The organism is Pseudomonas sp. 58(2021) (assembly GCF_017491585.1).
In the GTDB taxonomy this organism is placed as follows: domain Bacteria; phylum Pseudomonadota; class Gammaproteobacteria; order Pseudomonadales; family Pseudomonadaceae; genus Aquipseudomonas; species Aquipseudomonas fluorescens_BT.
The window spans coordinates 265,334-286,802 of record NZ_JAFGYZ010000004.1; the positions used below are offsets into that span (position 1 = coordinate 265,334).

At 60.9% G+C, this 21,469-nt stretch carries 20 protein-coding genes and 4 tRNA genes; 15 read left to right on the forward strand and 9 right to left on the reverse strand.

Features of this window, described 5'->3' with window-relative positions; all coding sequences use genetic code 11:
• The first annotated feature begins 5 nt into the window (after nucleotides 1–5).
• Genes J5M72_RS06675 through thiO form a run of 4 tightly spaced genes read left to right on the forward strand, consistent with a single transcriptional unit; the run spans nucleotide 6 to nucleotide 5,138 of the window.
• The gene (locus J5M72_RS06675) at nucleotides 6–485 is read left to right on the forward strand and encodes a PilX N-terminal domain-containing pilus assembly protein (protein ID WP_207864762.1); all 480 of its coding nucleotides are present in this window, start codon (nucleotides 6–8) and stop codon (nucleotides 483–485) included.
• Complete coding sequence (locus tag J5M72_RS06680; protein WP_207864764.1) at nucleotides 472–3,564, forward strand: PilC/PilY family type IV pilus protein; 3,093 nt, start codon at nucleotides 472–474, stop codon at nucleotides 3,562–3,564. The genes J5M72_RS06675 and J5M72_RS06680 overlap by 14 nt, the downstream gene beginning before the upstream one ends.
• A gap of 14 nt (nucleotides 3,565–3,578) precedes the next feature.
• Nucleotides 3,579–3,980, forward strand: a complete 402-nt coding sequence (locus J5M72_RS06685) for a type IV pilin protein (protein WP_169431972.1) — start codon at nucleotides 3,579–3,581, stop codon at nucleotides 3,978–3,980.
• Nucleotides 3,981–4,037: 57 nt separating this feature from the next.
• A complete protein-coding gene (thiO, locus tag J5M72_RS06690; protein ID WP_207864766.1) occupies nucleotides 4,038–5,138 on the forward strand; it encodes a glycine oxidase ThiO in 1,101 nt (366 codons plus the stop codon).
• Here the strand turns inward: thiO and J5M72_RS06695 are convergent.
• The 4 genes from J5M72_RS06695 to J5M72_RS06710 form a co-directional block, all read right to left on the reverse strand.
• Nucleotides 5,135–6,481, reverse strand: a complete 1,347-nt coding sequence (locus J5M72_RS06695; protein WP_207864768.1) for a sigma-54 dependent transcriptional regulator — start codon at nucleotides 6,479–6,481, stop codon at nucleotides 5,135–5,137. The genes thiO and J5M72_RS06695 overlap by 4 nt on opposite strands.
• Nucleotides 6,478–8,067, reverse strand: coding sequence for an ATP-binding protein (locus J5M72_RS06700; RefSeq protein WP_169431969.1), 1,590 nt, complete (start codon nucleotides 8,065–8,067; stop codon nucleotides 6,478–6,480). Before J5M72_RS06700 ends, J5M72_RS06695 begins: the two co-directional genes overlap by 4 nt.
• A complete protein-coding gene (locus tag J5M72_RS06705) occupies nucleotides 8,057–8,290 on the reverse strand; it encodes a PP0621 family protein (protein WP_169431968.1) in 234 nt (77 codons plus the stop codon). The genes J5M72_RS06700 and J5M72_RS06705 overlap by 11 nt, the downstream gene beginning before the upstream one ends.
• A 126-nt stretch (nucleotides 8,291–8,416) precedes the next feature.
• A complete protein-coding gene (locus tag J5M72_RS06710; protein WP_169431967.1) occupies nucleotides 8,417–9,439 on the reverse strand; it encodes an outer membrane protein assembly factor BamD in 1,023 nt (340 codons plus the stop codon).
• A gap of 152 nt (nucleotides 9,440–9,591) precedes the next feature.
• Here J5M72_RS06710 and rluD point away from each other — a divergent pair, with 152 nt between their 5' ends.
• From rluD to J5M72_RS06750, 8 genes are all read left to right on the forward strand, one after another.
• Nucleotides 9,592–10,554, forward strand: a complete 963-nt coding sequence (gene rluD / locus J5M72_RS06715) for a 23S rRNA pseudouridine(1911/1915/1917) synthase RluD (protein WP_011335991.1) — start codon at nucleotides 9,592–9,594, stop codon at nucleotides 10,552–10,554.
• Entirely contained in the window at nucleotides 10,551–11,273 is a 723-nt protein-coding gene (gene pgeF, locus J5M72_RS06720; RefSeq protein ID WP_207864770.1) for a peptidoglycan editing factor PgeF, read from the forward strand. Before rluD ends, pgeF begins: the two co-directional genes overlap by 4 nt.
• Nucleotides 11,274–11,403: 130 nt before the next feature.
• On the forward strand, nucleotides 11,404–13,968 hold the full coding sequence (gene clpB, locus J5M72_RS06725) for an ATP-dependent chaperone ClpB (RefSeq protein WP_207864772.1): 2,565 nt from the start codon (nucleotides 11,404–11,406) through the stop codon (nucleotides 13,966–13,968).
• Between the two features lie 298 nt (nucleotides 13,969–14,266).
• Nucleotides 14,267–14,342: transfer RNA gene (locus tag J5M72_RS06730), tRNA-Asn, on the forward strand.
• Between the two features lie 9 nt (nucleotides 14,343–14,351).
• Nucleotides 14,352–14,428 (forward strand) — tRNA-Pro (locus J5M72_RS06735).
• A 5-nt stretch (nucleotides 14,429–14,433) separates the two neighbouring features.
• Nucleotides 14,434–14,509: transfer RNA gene (locus tag J5M72_RS06740), tRNA-Lys, on the forward strand.
• A gap of 97 nt (nucleotides 14,510–14,606) precedes the next feature.
• Nucleotides 14,607–14,683, forward strand: a tRNA-Pro gene (locus tag J5M72_RS06745).
• Between the two features lie 158 nt (nucleotides 14,684–14,841).
• A complete protein-coding gene (locus tag J5M72_RS06750; RefSeq protein WP_207864774.1) occupies nucleotides 14,842–16,467 on the forward strand; it encodes a methyl-accepting chemotaxis protein in 1,626 nt (541 codons plus the stop codon).
• Nucleotides 16,468–16,540: 73 nt separating this feature from the next.
• On the opposite strand, the gene J5M72_RS06755 is transcribed toward J5M72_RS06750, so the two are convergent.
• From J5M72_RS06755 to J5M72_RS06775, 5 genes are all read right to left on the reverse strand, one after another.
• On the reverse strand, nucleotides 16,541–16,948 hold the full coding sequence (locus J5M72_RS06755; RefSeq protein ID WP_007959573.1) for a hypothetical protein: 408 nt from the start codon (nucleotides 16,946–16,948) through the stop codon (nucleotides 16,541–16,543).
• 211 nt (nucleotides 16,949–17,159) lie between these two features.
• Entirely contained in the window at nucleotides 17,160–18,458 is a 1,299-nt protein-coding gene (locus J5M72_RS06760; protein ID WP_169431963.1) for an NAD(P)/FAD-dependent oxidoreductase, read from the reverse strand.
• Nucleotides 18,459–18,521: 63 nt separating this feature from the next.
• Entirely contained in the window at nucleotides 18,522–18,695 is a 174-nt protein-coding gene (locus tag J5M72_RS06765; protein ID WP_003228304.1) for a DUF3094 family protein, read from the reverse strand.
• Nucleotides 18,696–18,751: 56 nt separating this feature from the next.
• On the reverse strand, nucleotides 18,752–19,279 hold the full coding sequence (locus J5M72_RS06770) for an MOSC domain-containing protein (protein ID WP_169431962.1): 528 nt from the start codon (nucleotides 19,277–19,279) through the stop codon (nucleotides 18,752–18,754).
• Complete coding sequence (locus J5M72_RS06775) at nucleotides 19,276–19,902, reverse strand: DUF1780 domain-containing protein (RefSeq protein ID WP_003228301.1); 627 nt, start codon at nucleotides 19,900–19,902, stop codon at nucleotides 19,276–19,278. The genes J5M72_RS06770 and J5M72_RS06775 overlap by 4 nt, the downstream gene beginning before the upstream one ends.
• 130 nt (nucleotides 19,903–20,032) lie before the next feature.
• Here J5M72_RS06775 and J5M72_RS06780 point away from each other — a divergent pair, with 130 nt between their 5' ends.
• The 3 genes from J5M72_RS06780 to J5M72_RS06790 all read left to right on the forward strand — a co-directional run bounded on the left by J5M72_RS06780 (nucleotide 20,033) and on the right by J5M72_RS06790 (nucleotide 21,467).
• Entirely contained in the window at nucleotides 20,033–20,500 is a 468-nt protein-coding gene (locus J5M72_RS06780; protein WP_169431961.1) for an FAD/FMN-containing dehydrogenase, read from the forward strand.
• On the forward strand, nucleotides 20,497–21,186 hold the full coding sequence (locus J5M72_RS06785) for an energy-coupling factor ABC transporter permease (protein WP_169431960.1): 690 nt from the start codon (nucleotides 20,497–20,499) through the stop codon (nucleotides 21,184–21,186). Before J5M72_RS06780 ends, J5M72_RS06785 begins: the two co-directional genes overlap by 4 nt.
• Before the next feature lie 65 nt (nucleotides 21,187–21,251).
• Nucleotides 21,252–21,467, forward strand: coding sequence for a hypothetical protein (locus J5M72_RS06790; RefSeq protein ID WP_007959584.1), 216 nt, complete (start codon nucleotides 21,252–21,254; stop codon nucleotides 21,465–21,467).
• Nucleotides 21,468–21,469: the final 2 nt, after the last annotated feature.

A 21,469-nucleotide genomic window follows, 5' to 3' on the forward strand; every position in this document is an offset into this window, starting at 1 on the left:
GAGCGATGAACGTTTCTCTCCATCGGCGACGGTACCAGGGCGGTATGGTGTTGCTGGTCAGTCTGGTGTTTCTGCTGCTCCTCACGGTGATCGGCCTGTCATCAATGCAAAGCGCCAACCTTCAGGAAAAAATGGCCGGCAGTGTGAGTCTGCGCAATCAATCGTTCCAGACGGCCGAGGCGGCGCTGCGCATTGGTGAAAGTGCCGTGCAACTGGACAGTTATTCGCTGGCGGTGTGTGCCAACACCACGCAATGCGCGCCGCCGGCGGAGTCATCGGTGGTCAGTTCAGCGGGGCTCAATTCCACGTCGGGTGTCACCTGGATTGCCGCCGGCAGCGGCTTCTACGGGGTACAGAACATCGGCACGACCCTGACGGCGGTGAACGTGCCGAGCAACACCTCGGCGACGTTGTACCGGGTCACGGCAGTCGGCATCGTCGGCAGCTCACGCAGTGTGGTGGAGAGCGTTTATGCGAAGTATTGAGCGACGCTCAAGGTGGCGAGCCTGCCTGGCGGGGCTTTTGACGGGCTTGTATGTGGCGACGCCGGCATATGCGTTCACGCCGTCCGAATCGCCGCTGTTGAGCGCGGCCGCAGTACCGCCCAACGTCATGCTGTTGATCGACGACTCAGGGAGTATGAACAGCATCATTTATGCGGCGGGGTTCGATCCGGCCGAGGATCGCACGCCGGCACGGCAGTGCAACGCGGTCATCGGCCTGTGCCTGAGCTCGACCGCCATCACCGGCGATACGATCTTTCTCTCGAGCCTGCCGACTTCCGGCTGCTCCGGCGGTGCCTATGCGTTCTACAACAACAGCCTGACACCGCTCTGTCTGAAGCTGCCGGATCCGGTGGGCAGCGGCAACACTCGCTATTCGGCGGATTACATTTCCTACGTGGTCGGACTGGCGATCAACAACGGCACACGCGATTTCACTACCGGAGCCATTCCCAACGATTACCGGATCAACGTGGCGCGCAACGTCTCTACCGCACTGGTCACCAGCAACCGCAACCTGCGCATGGGCCTCGCCACCTTCAACCCGGCCACCGGCAACAACCCCGGCAACGGTGGTTTCATTGCACGCTCCATCAGCGATTTGTCACCGGTCAGCGGCAGCGTGACCCAGGCCCAGGCCGACAACAACTACAACGCACTGATTTCCTCGATCAACGGCCTGAGCGCGGTGGCCAACACGCCACTGGCCGAGACCTATTACGAAATCACCCGCTACATGCGCGGGATGACGCCGTACTACAACAGCACCCCCAGCACCTACACCAGCCCGATCCAGTACCGCTGCCAGAAAAACTACGGGGTGGTCATCACCGACGGCCTGCCGACCTACGACCGCACCTTTCCGAACAACGACCCGCTGGGCGGCAGCCGCTTGCCGAACTGGGACGGCATCAACAATGACGGGAACAACCTGAACGGGGACGGGGAGGGCGATACGTTGTATCTGGACGATATCGCCAAGTTCGCCTTCGACATCGACATGCGTTTCAGCGGTACCGACGCGGCAGGCAAGAGCTGGAATGCGGTGGATTTTCCCAAGCAGTACATGAATACCTACACCGTAGGTTTTACCGCCTCCAACGACATGCTCTCGGACGCCGCCGATTACGGACAGGGCCGCTACTACCAGGCGACCGACAGCGCCGGCCTGAATGTCGCGCTGTCTTCGGCGTTGAGCGATATCACCTCCAAGGCTGGTTCCGGCGGTGCGGGTGTGACCAGCGGCACCACGCTGACCGCTGGCAGCAGTTTTTTTCAAACCACCTACGATCCCAAAGATTGGCGCGGCACGATCAAGTCCTTTGGCTTCACCTCGGCCGGGGCGGTCAATACGTCGGCCGTGCTGTGGACCACCGACACCGCCATCGTGCCCGGCGCCACTGCGCCGACCTACCAGTCGTGGAACACTCTGAACAATGCGGCGGTGACGCTGGCCTACGGTAATTTCTCCCCAACCCAGCAGACCGTTCTCAGTCAGGGTTTGCCCACCGGCATCAGCGGCATGGACCTGGTCGAATGGAGCAAGGGCACCAACAAGGCCGGGCTCAAAGTGCGCAGCGTGTTGCTCGGGGACATCATCAACTCGCCGCTGGTGCTGGCTTCACCCACGGATAAAACCGCCTCCGATCTGGCTGGCGATACCACCTACAGCACCTACCTGACCACCAAGGCTTCGAACATGAATGCCAGCCTCGTGGTGAACGCCAACGACGGATTTGTCAGCGTCATCAACTCGGCTAACGGTACCCGGCGCTATGCCTACATGCCATCCAGCGTATTGGCCTCGCTGCGCCTGATTGCCGATCCGAACTACGTCAACGGCGTCAGCCACAAGTTTCTGGTAGACGGTCAACTTGGTGTATTCGATGCGCAATTCGGCACGGCGTGGAAAACCCTGGCCATTGGCGGGACGGGGGCCGGGGGCAAAACCTTCTACGGGCTCCAACTGTTCGACGCCTCGGCAGGCAACGTTATCCGTGCCTTGTGGGAAGTCAGCGCGCCGGCTACTGCCAGCACCTCCAACGCTTTTAATGATCTGGGTTACGCCTATGCCCGTCCGGAAGTGGCACGCTTGGCCGATGGTCGCTGGGCAGCGTTCATTGCCAACGGTTACGGCAGCAACTCCGGGGTGGCGGCGCTGTATGTGCTGGATGTGCGTGACGGCTCGCTGATCAGGAAAATCGTCATCGACAGTACGGAAACCACCAACGGTTTGTCCTCGGTGAAGCTGCGGGTCAATTCGCAGAACGTGGTGCAGGCCGCGTATGGCGGTGACTTGAAGGGGCGGCTGTGGAAGTTCGACCTGAGCGCCGCTTCGTCCGACAGCTGGGGCGTGGCGTTTTCCGGCAAGCCGCTGTTCACGACAGCCGGCGGGGCGACTCAGCCGATCACCGCGCAACCGTTGCTGGCGGACAATGCTCTGGGTGGCAAACAGATTTTCGTCGGCACCGGCAAATTCAACGAGACCGCCGACAAGACCAACAAGGATTTGCAGGCGTTTTATTCGGTGTGGGATGCCGATGGGGGTTCGGGTCAACTGACTGTCAGCAGTCTGCAGGCGCAAGCGATTACCGGATCCTTCTCCGGCAGCTCCGGGCAGTTCCTGACCACAACCCAGAATGACACGACCTATCCAGCGGAGAAGGGCTGGTACCTGCCGCTGGTATACAACAACGTGCTGACCGGCGAGCGGGTGATCAATCAGGCCAGCATCGTACTCGGGCGCATCGTGTTTACCACGGCCAGTGTCGACACCACCGATCCTTGTGCGAGTTTTGGCACCGGTAAACTGGTCGAACTCGATGCGTTCAGCGGTAAGATGCTCAACTACGCGGTGCTCGATACCAACGCCGATGGTGTCGTCGACAGCAGCGACACGATTTCCAGCGGAGTGATATTCACCGGCGGCATCCCGACCTTGAACGCCATCGTCAACGCCGGGAAGGGCAAGATCGAGACCGACTCCAGTGGCAACATCACCACCCTGGTGGAAAAGGGCGGCGGCGGCAGTCGTCGTATCATGTGGCGACAAATTCAGTAAGCGAGAGTTGAGGCATGCGCAGATCCATCCGAGGATTCACCCTGATCGAAATCATGATCGTGATTGCGATTATCGGAATCATCATCACCATTGCCGCACCGAGCTATACCGAATATCTGAAGAAGGGCCGTCGCGCCGAGGTGGTATCGCTGCTGACGGAGCAGGCGCAGACTCTCGAGCGCTTCTACACCAGAAACAATGTTTACACGGGCGTCACCGGTCTCAGCACGGGTAATGATTTCTACACCATTACCCCGACCATCGCTGACCAGACCTTTGTGCTGACCGCGACCCGCAAGACCGGCACGGCCATGGCCACTGACAAGTGCGGGGATTTCACCCTCACCAACACCGGTGTCAGAAGCATGAACAACGCGACCACCGGGCTGACCACCAAGGATTGCTGGGGCCGCTGAGCCGCTATATTTCGGGCGCCATTTGCGCCCACTGTCTTTTTTACGGTTGGATCAAACATGACCAGGCAACAGCAAGTGGTGATTGTCGGTGGCGGGGTGATTGGCCTGCTCACGGCGTACAATCTCGCCTCCGAGGTCGGCAGCGTGGTGCTGCTGGATCGTTCGAACGTCGGCCAGGAATCGTCCTGGGCCGGCGGCGGTATCGTGTCTCCGCTGTACCCGTGGCGCTACAGCGCGGCCGTTACCGCGCTGGCGCACTGGTCGCAGGATTTTTATCCACAGTTGGGCGAGCGTCTTTTTGCCGATACCGGGGTTGATCCCGAGGTTCACACCACCGGCCTGTATTGGCTGGACCTGGATGACGAAGCCGAAGCGCTGGCGTGGGCCGCGCGGGAGAACCGTCCGCTGCGGGCTGTGGATATCTCGGCGGCGCATGATGCGGTGCTGGTGCTCGGTGGTGGGTTTTCACGGGCGATCTACATGGCTGATGTGGCCAATGTACGCAATCCGCGGTTGGTGAAGTCTTTGAAAGCGGCGTTGCAGGCGCTGCCGAACGTGACGATTCACGAGCAGTGTGAAGTCAGCGGGTTTGTCCTTGAAGGCGAGCGTGTGGTGGGCGTGCAGACTTCCACCGGTGTGATCGCTGGCGATCAGGTCGTGCTGACGGCGGGCGCGTGGAGCGGCGAATTGCTCAAGACCTTGGACCTGTCGCTGCCGGTGGAACCGGTCAAGGGCCAGATGATTCTCTACAAGTGCGCGGCGGATTTCCTGCCGAGCATGGTGCTGGCCAAGGGGCGCTACGCGATTCCGCGTCGCGACGGGCACATCCTGATCGGCAGCACGCTGGAACACGAAGGTTTCGACAAGACCCCGACCGACAATGCACTGGAAAGCCTCAAGGCCTCGGCGGTCGAATTGCTGCCAGCGCTGGCGGATGCCGAAGTGGTGGGACACTGGGCCGGATTGCGTCCCGGCTCGCCGGAGGGCGTTCCCTACATCGGCCGGGTGCCGGGTTTTGATGGCTTGTGGCTCAACTGCGGGCATTACCGCAACGGACTGGTGCTGGCGCCGGCGTCCTGTCAGTTGTTTGCCGATGTGATGCTGGGGCGCGCGCCGATCATTGATCCGGCGCCGTATGCCCCGACCGGACGGATTTAATCCAGGCCGAGCTTCTTGAGCCGGTAGCGCATCGAACGGAAGGACAGATTCAACCGCTGGGCCGCTGCGGTACGGTTCCAGCGGGTTTCTTCCAGGGCCTGCAGTATCAGCTTGCGCTCGACGTTCTCCAGATAGTCTTCGAGGTTGTCGATCTGCGTGAGATCGGCAATGCCGCCCTCGGCTGTGCAATTGCCTTCGCTCAGGCGCAGGTCGTCGGCCTCGATCGTGCGGTTTTCACACAGGGTGTGCGCCCGCTCAAGCACGTTCTCCAGCTCCCGCACATTTCCCGGGAAGCGGTAGTTCTTCAATGCCTCCAGCGCTTGTGGATGCAGGCGCGCCGCCGGCTGGCCGGTACCGTTCGCCAGACGCTTGAGCATATGGCTGGCCAAGGCTTCTATGTCGTCACGACGTTCGCGCAGAGAGGGCACCCGCAGTTCGATCACGTTCAGTCGGTAATACAGGTCCTGACGAAAGCGGTCGGCGGCGACTTCCGCGTCGAGATCCTTGTGCGTCGCACAGAGGATGCGCACATCGACCACGGTTTCCTGCTGGCCGCCGACGCTGCGCACGGCCTTTTCCTGAATCGCCCGCAGCAACTTGACCTGCATCGACAGCGGCAAGTCTGCCACTTCATCAAGAAACAGCGTCCCGCCATGGGCAGCCTGGAACAGGCCCGGCTTATCCTCCACCGCACCCGTGAAACTGCCTTTGCGGTGACCGAAGAATTCGCTTTCCATCAACTCTGAAGGAATCGCCCCACAGTTCACCGGTACAAACGGCTGGCTGGCGCGTGGGCCTTGCTCGTGAATCAGCCGGGCAACCAGTTCCTTGCCGCTGCCGGACTCGCCGCTGATGTAGACCGGCGCCTGACTGCGGGCCAGTTTATCGATCTGCTTGCGCAGATTGCGCATGGGCAGCGAGTCACCGAGCAGCCGGCGATCAATCGCGGTGCAGACATTGCCCGACGCCGACATGCGCAACGCAGTGGCGACCAGTTCCCGCAGACGACTGAGGTCTACCGGTTTGGTCAGGAAGTCGAAAGCCCCGGCTTTCAGGGCGTTGATCGCCGTTTCCAGACTGCCATAGGCGGTGATCATCGCCACCGGCAATTGTGGATAGCGTTGCTGGATGTGCTGCACCAGCTCCAGTCCGGTGCCATCCGGCAGGCGCATGTCGGTCAGGCACAGATCGAAAGTATCGCGGCTCAGCAGCGCTTGGGCTTCGCCGAGGTTGCGCGCGCTGAAGGTGTCGAGTTTCATCCGTCCCAGGGTGATTTCCAGGAGTTCGCGGATATCCGGTTCGTCGTCGACGATGAGGATTTTTTGCCGTGGGCTCGTGTTCAACTTTGTTTCCGTCCGTGAGCAAAGGTGATGCGAAAGCAGCCGCCGCCTTGGCGTGGTATGAAGTCTAGGCGGGCCTGGTTGCTTTCGCACAGCTCACGGGACAGATAAAGTCCAAGGCCGGTGCCCTGGCTGCTGGTGGTAAAGAAGGGCTCGAACAGATGCGACTGTTGATCCAGTGCCACGCCAGGGCCGTTGTCCTGTACTTCGAGCACAGCCAGCTGGCTTTCGCGGTCGATGAACAGCGTCAGCCACACTTCGGCCGGATCGTGCAGCAGGGCGCTGTGACGCCAGCCGTTGCGCAACAGATTGTCGAGAATTTGCGTCAACTGACCGGGGTCCATGAGGGTGCGAAAGTCCCCGGAATCGATACGCAAATGTATGCGCTGGCGCTCACCGGCCTGTTCCCGGGCTTCGGCGACGAACTGCGCCAGCCACGGTTCCAGGTCCAGCCGTTGCGGCGCGCTCTGCTGGCGTCGGGACAGTTGCAGGACGTTTTCAATGACTCGGTTCATGCGCTGGGAGTGATCCTGGATGATCTGCGTCAGACGCCGATCCGCGCCGTCGAGTTCCTCGGACTCCTGCAGCAGCTGCGCAGCATGGCTGATCGCGCCCAGCGGGTTGCGGATCTCGTGGGCGATACCGGCAGTCAGACGCCCGAGTGCGGCGAGTTTCAGTTGCTGGGCTTGCTGGGAAATCTGCGCCAGGTCCTCGAGAAATACCAGGGTCTGGCGGTTCGGGCTCTGTTCCAGGGCGATGAAGCTCGGTTGCAGTTCCAGGCCGTTGGCCGCGATTTTCAGGCTCTGCGGGCGCAGGGTCGGGTTGTTCAGCCACAGATTCAGGCGCTCGACCAGCGCGGTCGAATAGTCATCGATCAACTGGCCTTCGAGGGGTGACTGCGCCAGCAGCGTCCGGGCGCTGTGGTTGGCCAGTTGTACCCGGCGCCGCTCGTCGAGTACCAGAATGCCGGTGCGCATGCGCTGCAGGATCAAGGCATTGAGCGCTTCAAGGCTGACCACTTCGCTGGCCCGTTGCTCGGCCAGGGTTTCGCTGATTTCGAGACGACGGATCAACCCCTGTACCAACAGTGCTCCGGCAAAACACAGAGCGCCAAGGGTGCCTGCCTGCAGGTAGTCATTGGCGCTCAAGGGATGGCTGAAGCTCAGCAGAAAACTGAGGCCGACGATGCCGAGCGCCCCGATCGCTGCGATCAGCACACCGATCCGTCGTCGCAGCAGGGTGTTGCTGATGGCCACCGAGACGATCAGCAGATTGCCCACCGGGCTGGCCACGCCGCCGGCGGCGTAGAACAGCCCGCACAGCAGCAGGATGTCGACCAGGGCCAGGCCGAACAACCGGGCCGGCCGCCGGATGTTCTCCAGGAACACCACCAGCAGGATGTTCAGCACCAGGTACAACCAGCTGCCGTTGCGCAGCAACTCGTCATCGGCTGACGTCAGCAGGCGGTTGTCCATGTTGCTGGAGATCAGCAGCACCAGGGTGATGCCGACGCTCAGGCGGTAGAGGTGATAAAGGCGCAGCAGTCGCTGGGCCTGTCTGCGTGTGGCGTTGGTGGCCTCAGCGATCACTGGAGCCTGGGCCTTGCTCGAGGTGAGCCTGGCTGCAATACCACTGTTGTTGAAGGCTCAGCGCACGATCCCGCGGCAGGTGCACGCCGCAATGGGCGCAACGCACCATCGGCGCAGCATCCTTTTCGCGGGGGGATTGCGTGGGGGCGGCAGGCGCCTTGAGTTTGCGCCACAGCCAGACGGCGGCGGCGATCAGGGCGATCCAGAAGAGTAGACGAAGCATGATGGGCGGCTTTTTGGCTGATGATCCGGCAGTTTAGCCAAGGACTCGACAGGCGCACAGCGCAATAAAACGCGGCAATAAAAAAGGGAGATCCGAAGATCTCCCTTTCTCGTACTTGCGTTGTGATCAGTCGAACACACCGAAAGTCATGTAGCTGAACCACGAGCGGTCGTCGTTGTTGCCGGCCGCCCCGTGCTCTTCCTCTTCGATCACTGCGCCGTTTTCGTCTTTGGGCTTGAGCTCGTTCGGGATCGCGTCTTTCGCGTCCTGGAACTGCTTCTGCACGTCCTGGTTGGCGCGGGTCTCTCCCGGCGGCAGCGGCGGACGGGACTCGATCAGGCCCAGAGTGGCCTTGCTCAGCCACGAACGGTTGTCGGCTTCGGCGACCGACGGTACGAACTGACCGTCTTTCAGGCTCGGGTGGTTCGGGTAGTTGAGCTTCAGGGTTTCCAGGCTGGTGGCCGCCAGTTCGTCCAGGTGCAGACGCTGATAGGCTTCGGTCATCACTGCCAGGCCGTCACCGACCGATGGAGTTTCCTGGAAGTTTTCCACGACATACCGGCCACGGTTGGCGGCAGCGACGTAGGCCTGACGGGTCAGGTAGTAGTCGGCCACGTGGATTTCGTAGGCTGCCAGCAGGTTGCGCAGATAGATCATGCGCTGCTTGGCGTCCGGTGCGTAGCGGCTGTTCGGGTAGCGGCTGGTCAGCTGGGCGAATTCGTTGTACGAATCGCGGGCAGCACCCGGGTCACGCTTGGTCATGTCCAGCGGCAGGAAGCGCGCCAGCAGGCCGACGTCCTGGTCGAACGAGGTCAGGCCCTTGAGGTAGTAGGCGTAATCGACGTTCGGGTGCTGTGGATGCAGACGAATGAAGCGCTCGGCGGCGGATTTTGCGGCTTCCGGCTCCGAGTTCTTGTAGTTGGCGTAGATCAGTTCGAGCTGTGCCTGATCCGCGTAGCGACCGAACGGATAGCGCGACTCCAGAGCCTTCAGCTTGGCGGTGGCACTGGTGTAACTGTTGTTGTCCAGGTCCTGTTGAGCTTGCTGGTACAGCTCGGTTTCGCTCAGGTTTTCGTCTACGACTTCCTTCGATGAGCAAGCAGCGGTCAATGCGAGGATGGCGATCAGCAGCAGGTGTTTCACTTGCATGGCGGCTTGCGTCCCTATGACGGCCGCTGTCTTGGGCGGGGCCGTCCTGTTATGATGAGCGCCCCGTTGAAAAGCCCCGGGGCAAAAGACGCCGTATTTAACCACAAGCGCGCAGCCGAAACCAAAGGCTGTAGCCGACGCCCAGTCCGAGCATGTCCGATAAAATTGAACTTCGCGCAGAGGTGCCGTCCGAATTGGGCGGCCAACGCCTCGATCAAGTCGCCGCCCAACTCTTCGCCGAGCACTCGCGCTCGCGCCTTTCCGCCTGGATCAAAGAAGGTCGCCTGACTGTGGACGGGGCGGTCATCCGCCCGCGCGACATCGTTCATGGCGGTGCCATCCTTGAGCTCACTGCCGAGCAGGAGGCCCAGGGTGAATGGGTCGCTCAGGACATCGAACTGGACATCGTCTATGAAGACGACGACATTCTGGTGATCAACAAGCCTGCCGGCCTGGTGGTGCACCCGGCCGCCGGTCACGCCGATGGCACCTTGCTCAACGCCTTGCTGCACCACGTGCCGGACATCATCAATGTCCCGCGTGCCGGCATCGTGCATCGTCTGGACAAGGACACCACCGGTCTGATGGTGGTGGCCAAGACCATCCAGGCGCAGACCAAACTGGTCGCGCAGCTGCAAAGCCGCAGTGTCAGCCGGATCTACGAGTGCATCGTGATCGGCGTGGTGACGGCCGGCGGCAAGATCAACGCGCCGATCGGTCGGCATGGCCAGCAGCGCCAGCGCATGGCGGTGATGGAAGGCGGCAAGCCGGCGGTCAGCCACTACCGCGTGCTGGAACGCTTCCGTTCCCACACTCACGTGCGGGTGAAGCTGGAAACCGGTCGTACCCACCAGATTCGCGTGCACATGGCGCACATCAACTTCCCGTTGGTCGGCGATCCGGCGTACGGCGGTCGTTTCCGCATTCCGCCAGCGGCGAGCCAGACCATGGTCGAGTCCCTCAAGCACTTCCCGCGTCAGGCGCTGCACGCGCGGTTTCTGGAGCTGGATCACCCGACCACCGGTGAGCGCATGAGCTGGGAATCGCCGTTGCCGGAAGATCTGGTCTGGCTGCTGACCCTGCTCAAGCAGGATCGCGAGGCATTCGTCGGATGAACTGGCTGACGCCGGACTGGCCCGCGCCGGCCAGCGTCAAGGCCTGTGTCACCACCCGCGAGGGCGGCGTCAGCGAGGCGCCGTTCGACAGTCTAAACCTGGGCGATCATGTCGATGACCGTCCCGAGGCGGTCGCTGAAAACCGTCGGCGTCTGACCGAACACTTCTCTATAAAGCCTGCCTGGTTGCAGCAAGTGCACGGGATTGCCGTGGCGCATGCTGATCCGTCCGTGGTGGCCACGGCGGATGCCAGCTGGACGGCAACACCCGGTATCGCTTGTGCGGCAATGACCGCCGACTGCCTGCCGGCGCTGTTCTGCGACCGTGCCGGCACTCGCGTGGCGGCGGCTCATGCGGGTTGGCGTGGCCTGGCGGCCGGCGTGCTGGAAGCCACCCTCGACAGTCTGGATGTGCCCGCCGAAGACGTTCTGGTCTGGCTCGGCCCGGCCATCGGTCCGCAGGCCTTCGAAGTCGGCCCGGAAGTCCGGGACGTCTTCATCAATCAATTGCCCGAAGCCGAGACAGCCTTTGTCCCGAGCCACAATGCGGGCAAGTTCATGGCTGACATCTATAAGCTGGCGCGACTGCGTCTGGCGGTTCGTGGTGTCACCGCTGTTTATGGTGGCGGTTTCTGTACCGTGACCGATCCGCGCTTCTTCTCTTATCGCCGTGCGTCGCGCACCGGTCGCTTTGCCTCCTTAGTCTGGCTCACCCGCTAAACTCTCTGATCTGCATCAACTCCCTGACGCTTGAATCTTCCAGAATTGACCGCATCTATAGCGGTATCTGGCAGGTTTCTTTATTCAGGATGGTTTTTCAGGTCCGGCCTGCTCAAAAGGAAGGTGACCCATGCGTATAGACCGTTTAACCAGCAAGTTGCAGTTGGCGTTGTCCGATGCCCAATCGTTGGCCGTCGGCCACGATCATCCGGCCATCGAGCCGGCGCATTTGATGCAAGCCATGCTTGAACAGCAGGGTGGTTCGATCAAACCCCTGTTGATGCAGGTGGGCTTCGACGTCAACAGCTTGCGTAAAGAGCTGACCAAAGAGCTCGATCAATTCCCGAAAATCCAGAACCCGACCGGCGACGTGAACATGTCGCAGGATTTGGCGCGTCTGCTCAACCAGGCCGACCGTCTGGCCCAGCAGAAAGGCGACCAGTTCATTTCCAGCGAGCTGGTGCTGCTCGCCGCGATGGACGAGAACAGCAAGCTCGGCAAGTTGCTGCTCGGCCAGGGCGTGAGCAAAAAGGCGCTGGAAAACGCGATCAACAACCTGCGCGGTGGCGAAGCGGTCAATGACGCCAACCACGAAGAGTCGCGTCAGGCGCTGGATAAATACACCGTCGACCTGACCAAGCGCGCCGAAGAAGGCAAGCTTGACCCGGTGATCGGCCGTGACGACGAGATCCGTCGCACCATTCAGGTTCTGCAACGCCGGACCAAGAACAACCCCGTGCTGATCGGCGAGCCTGGCGTGGGTAAAACCGCGATTGCCGAAGGTCTGGCCCAGCGCATCATAAATGGTGAAGTGCCGGACGGCCTGCGCGGCAAGCGTCTGCTGTCTCTCGATATGGGCGCGCTGATCGCCGGTGCCAAGTATCGCGGCGAGTTTGAAGAGCGCCTGAAAGCGTTGCTCAACGAGCTGTCGAAGCAGGAAGGGCAGATCATTCTGTTCATCGACGAGCTGCACACCATGGTCGGCGCCGGCAAAGGCGAAGGCTCGATGGACGCCGGCAACATGCTCAAGCCGGCCCTGGCCCGTGGCGAACTGCATTGCGTCGGCGCGACCACGCTCAACGAGTACCGCCAATATATAGAGAAGGACGCAGCCCTCGAGCGGCGCTTCCAGAAAGTGCTGGTGGACGAGCCGAGCGAAGAAGACACCATCGCGATCCTGCGTGGCCTCAAGGAGCGTTACGAGGTTCACCACAAGGTGGCGATCACCGACGGCGCAATCATCGCGGCGGCCAAGCTCAGCCATCGTTACATCACTGACCGGCAGTTGCCGGACAAGGCGATCGACCTGATCGACGAGGCGGCCAGCCGCATCCGCATGGAGATCGACTCCAAACCGGAAGTGCTGGATCGGCTGGAGCGGCGCCTGATTCAGTTGAAGGTGGAATCCCAGGCACTGAAGAAAGAAAGCGACGACGCGGCGAAGAAACGTCTGGAGAAACTCCAGGAAGAAATCGTCCGTCATGAGCGTGAGTATTCGGATCTGGAAGAAATCTGGAACTCGGAAAAAGCCGAAGTGCAGGGTTCTGCACAGATTCAGCAGAAGATCGAACAGTCCCGTCAGGAACTGGAAGCCGCGCGCCGTAAAGGTGATCTGAACCGCATGGCCGAGTTGCAGTACGGGGTGATCCCGGATCTGGAACGCAGCCTGCAAATGGTCGACCAGCACGGCAAGAGCGAGAACCAGCTGCTGCGCAGCAAGGTGACCGAAGAGGAAATCGCCGAAGTCGTCTCGAAGTGGACCGGCATCCCCGTGTCGAAAATGCTCGAAGGCGAGCGCGACAAACTGATGAAGATGGAAAGCCTGTTGCACCAGCGTGTGATCGGCCAGGACGAAGCGGTGGTCGCAGTGGCCAACGCGGTGCGGCGGTCCCGTGCCGGGTTGTCAGACCCGAATCGTCCGAGCGGCTCGTTCATGTTCCTCGGCCCGACCGGTGTCGGTAAAACCGAGCTGTGCAAGGCGCTGGCCGAATTCCTCTTCGATACGGAAGAGGCGATGGTGCGGATCGACATGTCCGAGTTCATGGAGAAACATTCCGTGGCACGGTTGATCGGGGCGCCACCGGGCTACGTCGGCTACGAAGAGGGTGGTTATCTGACCGAAGCGGTACGGCGCAAGCCTTACTCGGTGATCCTGCTGGACGAAGTCGAGAAGGCGCACCCGGATGTATTCAACATCCTGCTGCAAGTGCTGGAGGATGGGCGCTTGACCGACAGCCACGGCCGCACGGTGGACTTCCGCAATACCGTGATCGTCATGACCTCCAACCTCGGTTCGATGCAGATCCAGGAACTGGTCGGTGATCGTGAAGCGCAACGGGCAGCGGTGATGGATGCGATTTCCACCCACTTCCGTCCGGAGTTCATCAACCGGGTCGACGAAGTGGTGATCTTCGAGCCATTGGCGCGGGATCAGATCGCGGGCATTACCGAGATCCAGCTGGGCCGTCTGCGCAGCCGTCTGGCCGAGCGCGAGCTAAAGCTGGAATTGAGCCCGGAAGCGATGGACAAGCTGATTGCCGTCGGTTACGACCCGGTCTATGGCGCACGGCCGCTGAAGCGGGCGATCCAGCGCTGGATCGAGAACCCGCTGGCGCAGTTGATCCTGTCGGGGCGTTTCATGCCGGGCGAGACCGCGACCGGTGTCGTGGAGAACGACGAGATCACGTTCAACTGACACCTGCCGGTGGTGAAGTAAGGAAGGCCTCGCAATGCGAGGCCTTTTTTTTCGCCAGGCTGTTGAACTCAAAGGAAAAGGCTTGTAAAGTGCGCCCCGCAGTCAGTCACCAACACGGTTTCAGCTCACTGGGCAGAAATCTGAAATAAGTTGCAAATCATTAACTTGAAAGCAATTTAGGGGGTTGACAGAGGTGTTCTAGGTTGTAGAATAGCGCGCCTCAGACACACGAACGCAGCGATGCGAAAACGGTGTCTAGAAGCTGCAAGTTTCACCGTAGTAAATTGAAATGTGTAGTTCCGTGATAGCTCAGTCGGTAGAGCAAATGACTGTTAATCATTGGGTCCCAGGTTCGAGTCCTGGTCACGGAGCCAATTTCAAACCGGGGTATAGCGCAGTCCGGTAGCGCGCCTGCTTTGGGAGCAGGATGTCAGGAGTTCGAATCCCCTTACCCCGACCATTTTTGGGTCGTTAGCTCAGTTGGTAGAGCAGTTGGCTTTTAACCAATTGGTCGTAGGTTCGAATCCCACACGACCCACCATTTTTGAAACCAGGTAACACTGGGATCGAATCTTAAGATCAGAGGCCAAAAGCGCTGATCGAAGAAGGCGATCTTTGAAAGGTCGCCTTTTTTTTACCGGGGTATAGCGCAGTCCGGTAGCGCGCCTGCTTTGGGAGCAGGATGTCAGGAGTTCGAATCCCCTTACCCCGACCATATTAAAAATCCTCGTATCGAAAGATACGGGGATTTTTTTTGCCCTTCGGAAATGTTTCATTCAAGTCGTCATACAACTTGCCGATAGCCCGCTAACGCAAGGAGGCTGCCATTGATCGCCCCTTGAATCCGGCCAATACAAGAAAAGGGCGTTCGTCATGTTGCTTCGTCAGTTGAATATTGCTCCCCGTGCCGCCCTGGGCTTTGCCCTGATCGCGGTGCTGGTGGCGTTGCTCGGGGTGTTTGCGCTGGGGCAGATGTCGAGCATCCGCGACAGCGAAGTGGCTGTGGAGACGCAGTGGCTGCCGAGCATTCGCGGCGGTGACGAGATTCGCGAGATCATGTTGCGCATTCGCACCATCTCCCTGCGCATGGCGCTGGATCAGGATCCGGCCAACATCGCCACGTACCGCAGCCAGATGGATACCCGCGACAAGGAGCTGAGCGAGAAAATCGCCGCTTACGACCGGCTGGTGACCACCCCGGAAGGTCAGCAGTTGTACGATCAGTTCAAGAAGACCTTTGCTGCCTATCGCTCCGGGATCGCCCAGTCGTTCACCCTTGCCGAGCAAGGCAAGCGTGACGAGCTGACCAAACTGCTGCTGGTCGACATGAAAACCGTGGTCGACGGCTCCGGCAAACAACTCAACGATCTGGCAGATCTGTTTACCCGCCAGGTCGCCGCGGAAAGTCAGAACTCTGCCGCCCACTACGAAACTTCGCGCACCATCGTGACCTTGTTCATCGCTTTGGCGGCGCTGGCCACCGTGGCCCTGGCCATGTTGCTGACCCGCAGCATCGTTCGCCCCCTGAGCGCCGCCGTCGACGCTGCTGAACACGTCGCCAGAGGCGATCTGACCCGCCCGATCGAAACCCACGGCAACGATGAAGTCAGCCGCTTGCTCAAGGCGTTGGCGACCATGCAGCAGAACCTGCGCGAAACCCTGCAGGGCATCAGCGGATCGGCCACGCAACTGGCGACCGCTTCCGATGAACTGAGCGCGGTCACCCACGACAGTACGCAAGGGCTGCAACAACAGAACAACGAAATCGAACAAGCCGCCGCCGCGGTCAACGAGATGACCACGGCGGTCGAGGAAGTCGCTCGCAATGCGGTGTCGACGTCCGACGCCACCCGCCAGTCCAGCGAGTCGGCGCAATTGGGTCAGGAACGGGTCAGCGAAACCGCCGGCGCCATCAACGCCTTGGCCAGCGAAGTCGAACACACCGGCGAGCTGGTGCAATCGCTGGCCAATCAGTCACAAGACATCGGCAAAGTGCTGGACGTGATTCGAGCGATCGCCGAACAAACCAACCTGCTGGCACTCAATGCCGCCATCGAAGCGGCACGGGCCGGGGAGAGTGGACGTGGGTTTGCGGTGGTGGCTGACGAAGTCCGGGCGCTGGCTTATCGCACTCAGCAGTCGACCCAGGAAATCGAGCAGATGGTGCAGGGCATGCGCAATGGTTCGAGCCTGGCGCTGGAGTCGATGCAGGCCAGTGCCTCGCGGGCGGCCACCACGCTGGTGCTGGCCGAGCGTGCCGGTGAGGCGTTGCAGACGATCACGGCCTCGGTACACGAAATCCACGAGCGTAATCTGGTGATCGCCAGTGCCGCCGAAGAACAGGCGCAAGTGGCGCGGGAAGTGGATCGCAATCTGGTGAACATTCGTGACCTGTCGGTGCGCTCGGCGGCGGGTGCCGATCAAACCAATGCGTCGAGCCATGAACTGTCGCAACTGGCCAATGCCCTGCAGGGCATGGTGCGGCGCTTCCAGCTGTAATCATGCAGGCGTGAAAAAGCCGCGCTTCTCGTCAGAGAAAGCGCGGCTTTGTGTTATCGGGCAGGCTGAAAAATCAGGCACCGTCCTGGTCTTTCAGGTGTTCGAACAGACCTTTCGGCATTTTCTTGCCATTGGCTTCGAAGTTGGCTTTGACGTTGTTGTAAGCCTCTTGCTCGTCAATGAAGCCGTCGTGGTTGGTGTCGATCTTGTCGAAGTCGGACTTCGGCGCGACCTTCAGAAATTCGGCGCGCGAGACCTTGCCGTCCCCATCGGTGTCGGTCTTGGCCATCGACGCATCGCCGCATTTGCCTTCACCGCATTTGCCTTCCGGGGTTTTCACCGAGGTCTCGGCCGAAGCGACCATATAACCCTGAGCCAGCGGTTGTGCGGCGAACACCGAGCCGGACAGCATCAGGCCACCGGCCAGTACGGCACCGACCAGGCCAAGGGAGTTTTTGCCGATTTTCGAAGTACGGGACATTGCATTCTCCTTCGGTTGCACAGCGCAACCACACGTTAAGGGCGATCAAGCCGGAGCAGGTGTGCTCGGGTGTGGCCATTAAGCGGTGGCGGTGTATCGCGTCTGTGTCGAGGAGCGGGGCGTTTGTAAGCGAAGGTGGGGAAAGCAGGGGGCAGATACAGTAGAAAACAAAACACCGTGAGGGCGAGTCCGCCCCCACGGTGTTTTTACATCAGTGCAGCTTCAGGCGCGGCTCGGTGCCGCGTCCGATCTTGCTGCCCAGCATCAGCATCGCCGTACGGAACGGCCCGTACAGCGCCATCTGATGCATGCGGTACAGCGACACGTAAAACATCCGCGCCAGCCAGCCTTCGAGCATCACGCTGCCGGTCAGGTTGCCCATCAGGTTACCCACCGCCGAGAAGCGCGACAGCGAAATCAGCGAGCCGTAGTCGGTGTACTTGTACTCCGGCAGGGTCTTGCCCTCGATCCGCAGTTTCAGCGACTTGGCCAGCAGCGACGCCTGTTGGTGCGCAGCCTGGGCCCGTGGTGGAACGTTGCGATCGGAGCCCGGTTGCGGGCACGCGGCGCAGTCACCGAAAGCGAAGATGTTTTCGTCTCGGGTGGTCTGCAACGTCGGCAGCACTTGCAACTGGTTGATGCGGTTGGTTTCCAGGCCATCGATGTCCTTGAGGAAACCTGGTGCGCGGATCCCGGCGGCCCAGACTTTCAGGCTGGCCTTGATCTCGTTGCCATCGGCTGTGATCAGGCTGTCGGCGGTGACCTGGCTGACCGACGCGTTGGTCAACACATTGACCCCGAGCTTTTCCAGCGTCTTGTGCACCGGCCCACTGATTCGCTCCGGCAGCGCTGGCAGCACCCGTGGCCCGGCTTCGATCAGGGTGATGTGCATGTTTTCCGGCTTGATCCGGTCCAGACCATACGCCGCCAGTTCATGGGCCGCGTTGTGCAACTCTGCTGCCAGCTCGACGCCGGTGGCGCCGGCGCCGACGATGGCCACGCTGATCTGCTGGACCCCATCGGATTGTCCGGCGTGAGCTCGCAGGTAGTGGTTGAGCAGTTGCTGGTGGAAACGCTCGGCCTGTTTGCGGGTGTCGAGGAACAGGCAATGCTGCGCTGCACCCTGAGTGCCGAAATCGTTGGTGGTGCTGCCGACCGCGATCACCAGCGAGTCATACGGCACTTCCCGCGCCGGGACCAGTTCCACGCCGTTTTCGTCGTAGGTGGCGGCCAACTGGATCTTTTTCTGCTCACGGTCGAGCCCGCTCATACGCCCCAGCTGGAACTCGAAGTGGTTCCATTTGGCCTGGGCGACATAGTTGAGTTCGTCTTCGGAGGAGTTCAGCGATCCGGCGGCCACTTCGTGCAACAGCGGTTTCCAGATGTGCGTCAGGTTCGCGTCGACCAGCAGGATGCTGGCAGTGCCGCGTTTGCCCAGAGTCTTACCCAGACGGGTAGCCAACTCCAGACCGCCGGCGCCGCCGCCGACAATGACAATACGATGGGACATAGGGATAGCTCGCAAGGTTTTTAAAGGAAATCGGTGCGGTTACCCAAGCGAGCGCGATGCTGCTCATAGCGTCAGGTAACTGATAAGTCGGCTCAACAGGCCCAGACCAATGGTCACTGCCAGCACCAGCACCAGGAGCATCCACGGCCGGAATGGCCGGCGCTCGACACGGTGCTGGGACAACTGCAGGTACTCTTCGACATGCTTCTGGTCTTCGGGGTTCAGGCGGCTGGTCATATGAGGCCTCGTCAGGGGTAGACGTTGCTGAATGTGAACAAGCTACAGCGGTTTTTTTATCCGGGATTGAACGCAGCATAGCCACTGTCCGGGACCGGTTCGACAGACACACTGTCCCCGAGGCGAATGATCCCGCTTTGTAACACTCGCGCGGTGATTCCGCCATGCCCGCGCACCGCCTGGAACGTTCCGGGGCCGAGGTTGTTTTGCAGGCGCGCACACGGCTGGCACCAGCCCGTGGTTTCGAAAATCGCCTGACCAATGCGAAAGCGCCGCCCCTTGAGGCTGAACAGGTTGATCCCGCTGATGACGAGATTGCGCCGCAGATCTTCAGGCGTGACCGGTTGTTCGGCCGACCGGCCCATCAGGGCGTTGATGACAGCCAGATGTTCCCACTGAATCAGCGTCACCTGCCGCGCATTGCGCACACCGGGCCGAGCGTGATCGCCGGTGAGCCCGGCCTCGAGCCGCGCCTCAACCGCATCGAGCGCGAGCATCGGACCCCGGGATTCGGGGCGCACGCCAATCCAGCGCACACGCCCGGACTGCGGGACATCGGCAATCAATTGTTGAAGAGGCGTCACAGGCTGATCCCGACATCGAACACGATGCTGCGACCCAGATTGCTGCGCAGAAAGTCTGGTGCATCGGGGTGGGCGAACAACACCCGGGCGAAGGTCGGCCCGACCAGCGACAGCGAGCGCCAGCCCTGACGCAGATATTCGGTGGGCGGTGGAAAGTGGCTGTTGAGGTCCAGCACTTCGCGTTTCAGGCTGGCGAAGGCAATGATGTCCAGCTCGCCCAGGTCCATGCCGCGTTCCTTGTAGTTGTGCGCCTTCTTGCGCAGGGTCGGCGCCAGTCTGAGCAGAAATTCATTGGCCGGAATTCGTCGCGGCTTGGCTTCGCGGCGTACCAGTTGGCTCAGGGAAAAGGCACTGCGCCGGCGTTGCAGCTCATCGCGCCATTCGTCGTTGAGCCGGCGACCTTCGTCGAGGACGAAAAACACCTCGAAGTTGGCGTCTCGAAACAACACGTCCGGGGGCTCGCCAGCCGGGGCGAATTCGTCGGCGCGATAGGGAATATTCAAGCCTTGCAGCAGGCGCTGGCAGACCCAACGCTCACGCTCCCATTTGCGGGCATTGGACAGGAACGCGTTGGCCTGCTCGGCGGCGATGGTCAGCAGGCGTAAATAATCCGAGTCATCCATAGGCCCAAGCTTAGCGTTCAATTGCGACAAGCTGAAAGCGTTCGCGCGGCAAAGTGCATCAGTGGGCAGTCGGGAGGGTCGGTGTAGACTGATGGCACCGTGTATCAACGTCGAATGAAAGGGGTTGAATGTGAAATTTCGCTGGCTGTTGTTGTTCGCTGTGGTTCCGCTATGGGCCCATGCGCTGGAGGTTGGTGAGCGGTTGGCATCCTGGACGCTGCTGGATCAGTACGATCAGCCGTTTACTCTCGATAACCGCACCACGACGCTGTTGGTGGCGCGTGACATGGACGGTGCGAAACTGCTCAAGCAAGCCATGGCCGATCAGCCCAAGGGCTATCTGGAGGCACGGCATGCGGTGTTTGTCGCCGATATCCAGCGCATGCCGGCGTTGATTGCGAAGATGTTCGCCATTCCGGCCATGCGTGACTATGGCTATCGAGTGTTGCTTGATCGCGAAGGCCGTGTGGCCTCGCGCTATCCCGGGGCTGATGGCACGGTGCTCTGGCTGCAACTCAAGGACGGGCGTTTGCTGGCCCGGCATGAGTACACCCAGGCTGCGGAACTGCGCGAGGCGCTGGAGCAGGCGCAACCATGATCGGCGCCGAGCTGCTGTCGTCTGCGAGCCTGCTGCTGGGCTGGCTGATTTACCTGCCGGTGCTGCTCTGGGCGATTGTCCGCGCACCGTGGGTCGAGCTGTTCAGCGACAACCGCCGTCAGCATTTGCTGTTCGGCACGGTGTTCGCGTTGTTTCTGCTGTGGCTGGTGCGCAGGGATTTCGATAGCGGCGTGTCCTACCACTTCATCGGCATGACAGCGGTGACACTGCTGCTGGATTGGCCGCTGGCAATCGTCGGCGGACTGGTGGCGCAGCTGGGACTGGTGTTGTTGGGACGTCAGGATCTGGTGGCTGTCGGGGTCAACGGCGCCTTGCTGATCCTGTTGCCGGTGCTGATCACCGAATGCGTGGCAATCCTGGTCGAGCGCGCCCAACCGCGCAATCCGTTCGTGTACATCTTCTGTTCCGGCTTTTTCGCCGCAGCGCTGTCGGCGTTGTTGTGTCTGACGCTGAGCCTGACCTTGCTCTGGTACGACGGCCTCTTCGCCATGCCGGAATGGCTGGAAGATTTCATCGGTTACCTGTGGCTGCTGATTTTTCCCGAAGCTTTCATCAACGGCATGGTGATCAGCGCGTTGGTGGTGTTCAGCCCGGAATGGCTGGAGACCTTCAACCGCACCCGCTACCTTTCGGCGCCCTGGAAGGACGACGATCCCAAGTCTTGATCCACATCAAATCCACTTGATGCGCAGCATTTCATGCTCGGCAAAATCCCTTCAGGAGCAGCGGCATGAGCGTGTACGAGTGGGCGAGGCAGGAAACCCGGCAGAGTCTGGAGATGGCGCAGGAGGTGGGGTTCGATCCGGGCCTGAGCCTGCGGGCCCTGCTCAGTGCGGTGGTGCAACAGAGCAAGGCCGTACGCAATGCCGAAGACCTGGCCGACGAGTTGCGCTTTCTGGCGGAAAACCTCGACGACGATCAGGACTACGGCTTCATGCGGCCCTGATC

What these genes read in the sequence shown, in the direction of transcription:
- J5M72_RS06675 (WP_207864762.1), top strand. Translation starts at nt 6, where the DNA reads ATGAACGTTTCTCTCCATCGGCGACGGTACCAGGGCGGTATGGTGTTG.
- J5M72_RS06680 (WP_207864764.1), top strand. Translation starts at nt 472, where the DNA reads ATGCGAAGTATTGAGCGACGCTCAAGGTGGCGAGCCTGCCTGGCGGGG.
- J5M72_RS06685 (WP_169431972.1), top strand. Translation starts at nt 3,579, where the DNA reads ATGCGCAGATCCATCCGAGGATTCACCCTGATCGAAATCATGATCGTG.
- thiO (WP_207864766.1), top strand. Translation starts at nt 4,038, where the DNA reads ATGACCAGGCAACAGCAAGTGGTGATTGTCGGTGGCGGGGTGATTGGC.
- J5M72_RS06705 (WP_169431968.1), bottom strand. Translation starts at nt 8,290, where the DNA reads ATGCTTCGTCTACTCTTCTGGATCGCCCTGATCGCCGCCGCCGTCTGG.
- J5M72_RS06710 (WP_169431967.1), bottom strand. Translation starts at nt 9,439, where the DNA reads ATGCAAGTGAAACACCTGCTGCTGATCGCCATCCTCGCATTGACCGCT.
- rluD (WP_011335991.1), top strand. Translation starts at nt 9,592, where the DNA reads ATGTCCGATAAAATTGAACTTCGCGCAGAGGTGCCGTCCGAATTGGGC.
- pgeF (WP_207864770.1), top strand. Translation starts at nt 10,551, where the DNA reads ATGAACTGGCTGACGCCGGACTGGCCCGCGCCGGCCAGCGTCAAGGCC.
- clpB (WP_207864772.1), top strand. Translation starts at nt 11,404, where the DNA reads ATGCGTATAGACCGTTTAACCAGCAAGTTGCAGTTGGCGTTGTCCGAT.
- J5M72_RS06750 (WP_207864774.1), top strand. Translation starts at nt 14,842, where the DNA reads ATGTTGCTTCGTCAGTTGAATATTGCTCCCCGTGCCGCCCTGGGCTTT.
- J5M72_RS06755 (WP_007959573.1), bottom strand. Translation starts at nt 16,948, where the DNA reads ATGTCCCGTACTTCGAAAATCGGCAAAAACTCCCTTGGCCTGGTCGGT.
- J5M72_RS06760 (WP_169431963.1), bottom strand. Translation starts at nt 18,458, where the DNA reads ATGTCCCATCGTATTGTCATTGTCGGCGGCGGCGCCGGCGGTCTGGAG.
- J5M72_RS06765 (WP_003228304.1), bottom strand. Translation starts at nt 18,695, where the DNA reads ATGACCAGCCGCCTGAACCCCGAAGACCAGAAGCATGTCGAAGAGTAC.
- J5M72_RS06775 (WP_003228301.1), bottom strand. Translation starts at nt 19,902, where the DNA reads ATGGATGACTCGGATTATTTACGCCTGCTGACCATCGCCGCCGAGCAG.
- J5M72_RS06785 (WP_169431960.1), top strand. Translation starts at nt 20,497, where the DNA reads ATGATCGGCGCCGAGCTGCTGTCGTCTGCGAGCCTGCTGCTGGGCTGG.
- J5M72_RS06790 (WP_007959584.1), top strand. Translation starts at nt 21,252, where the DNA reads ATGAGCGTGTACGAGTGGGCGAGGCAGGAAACCCGGCAGAGTCTGGAG.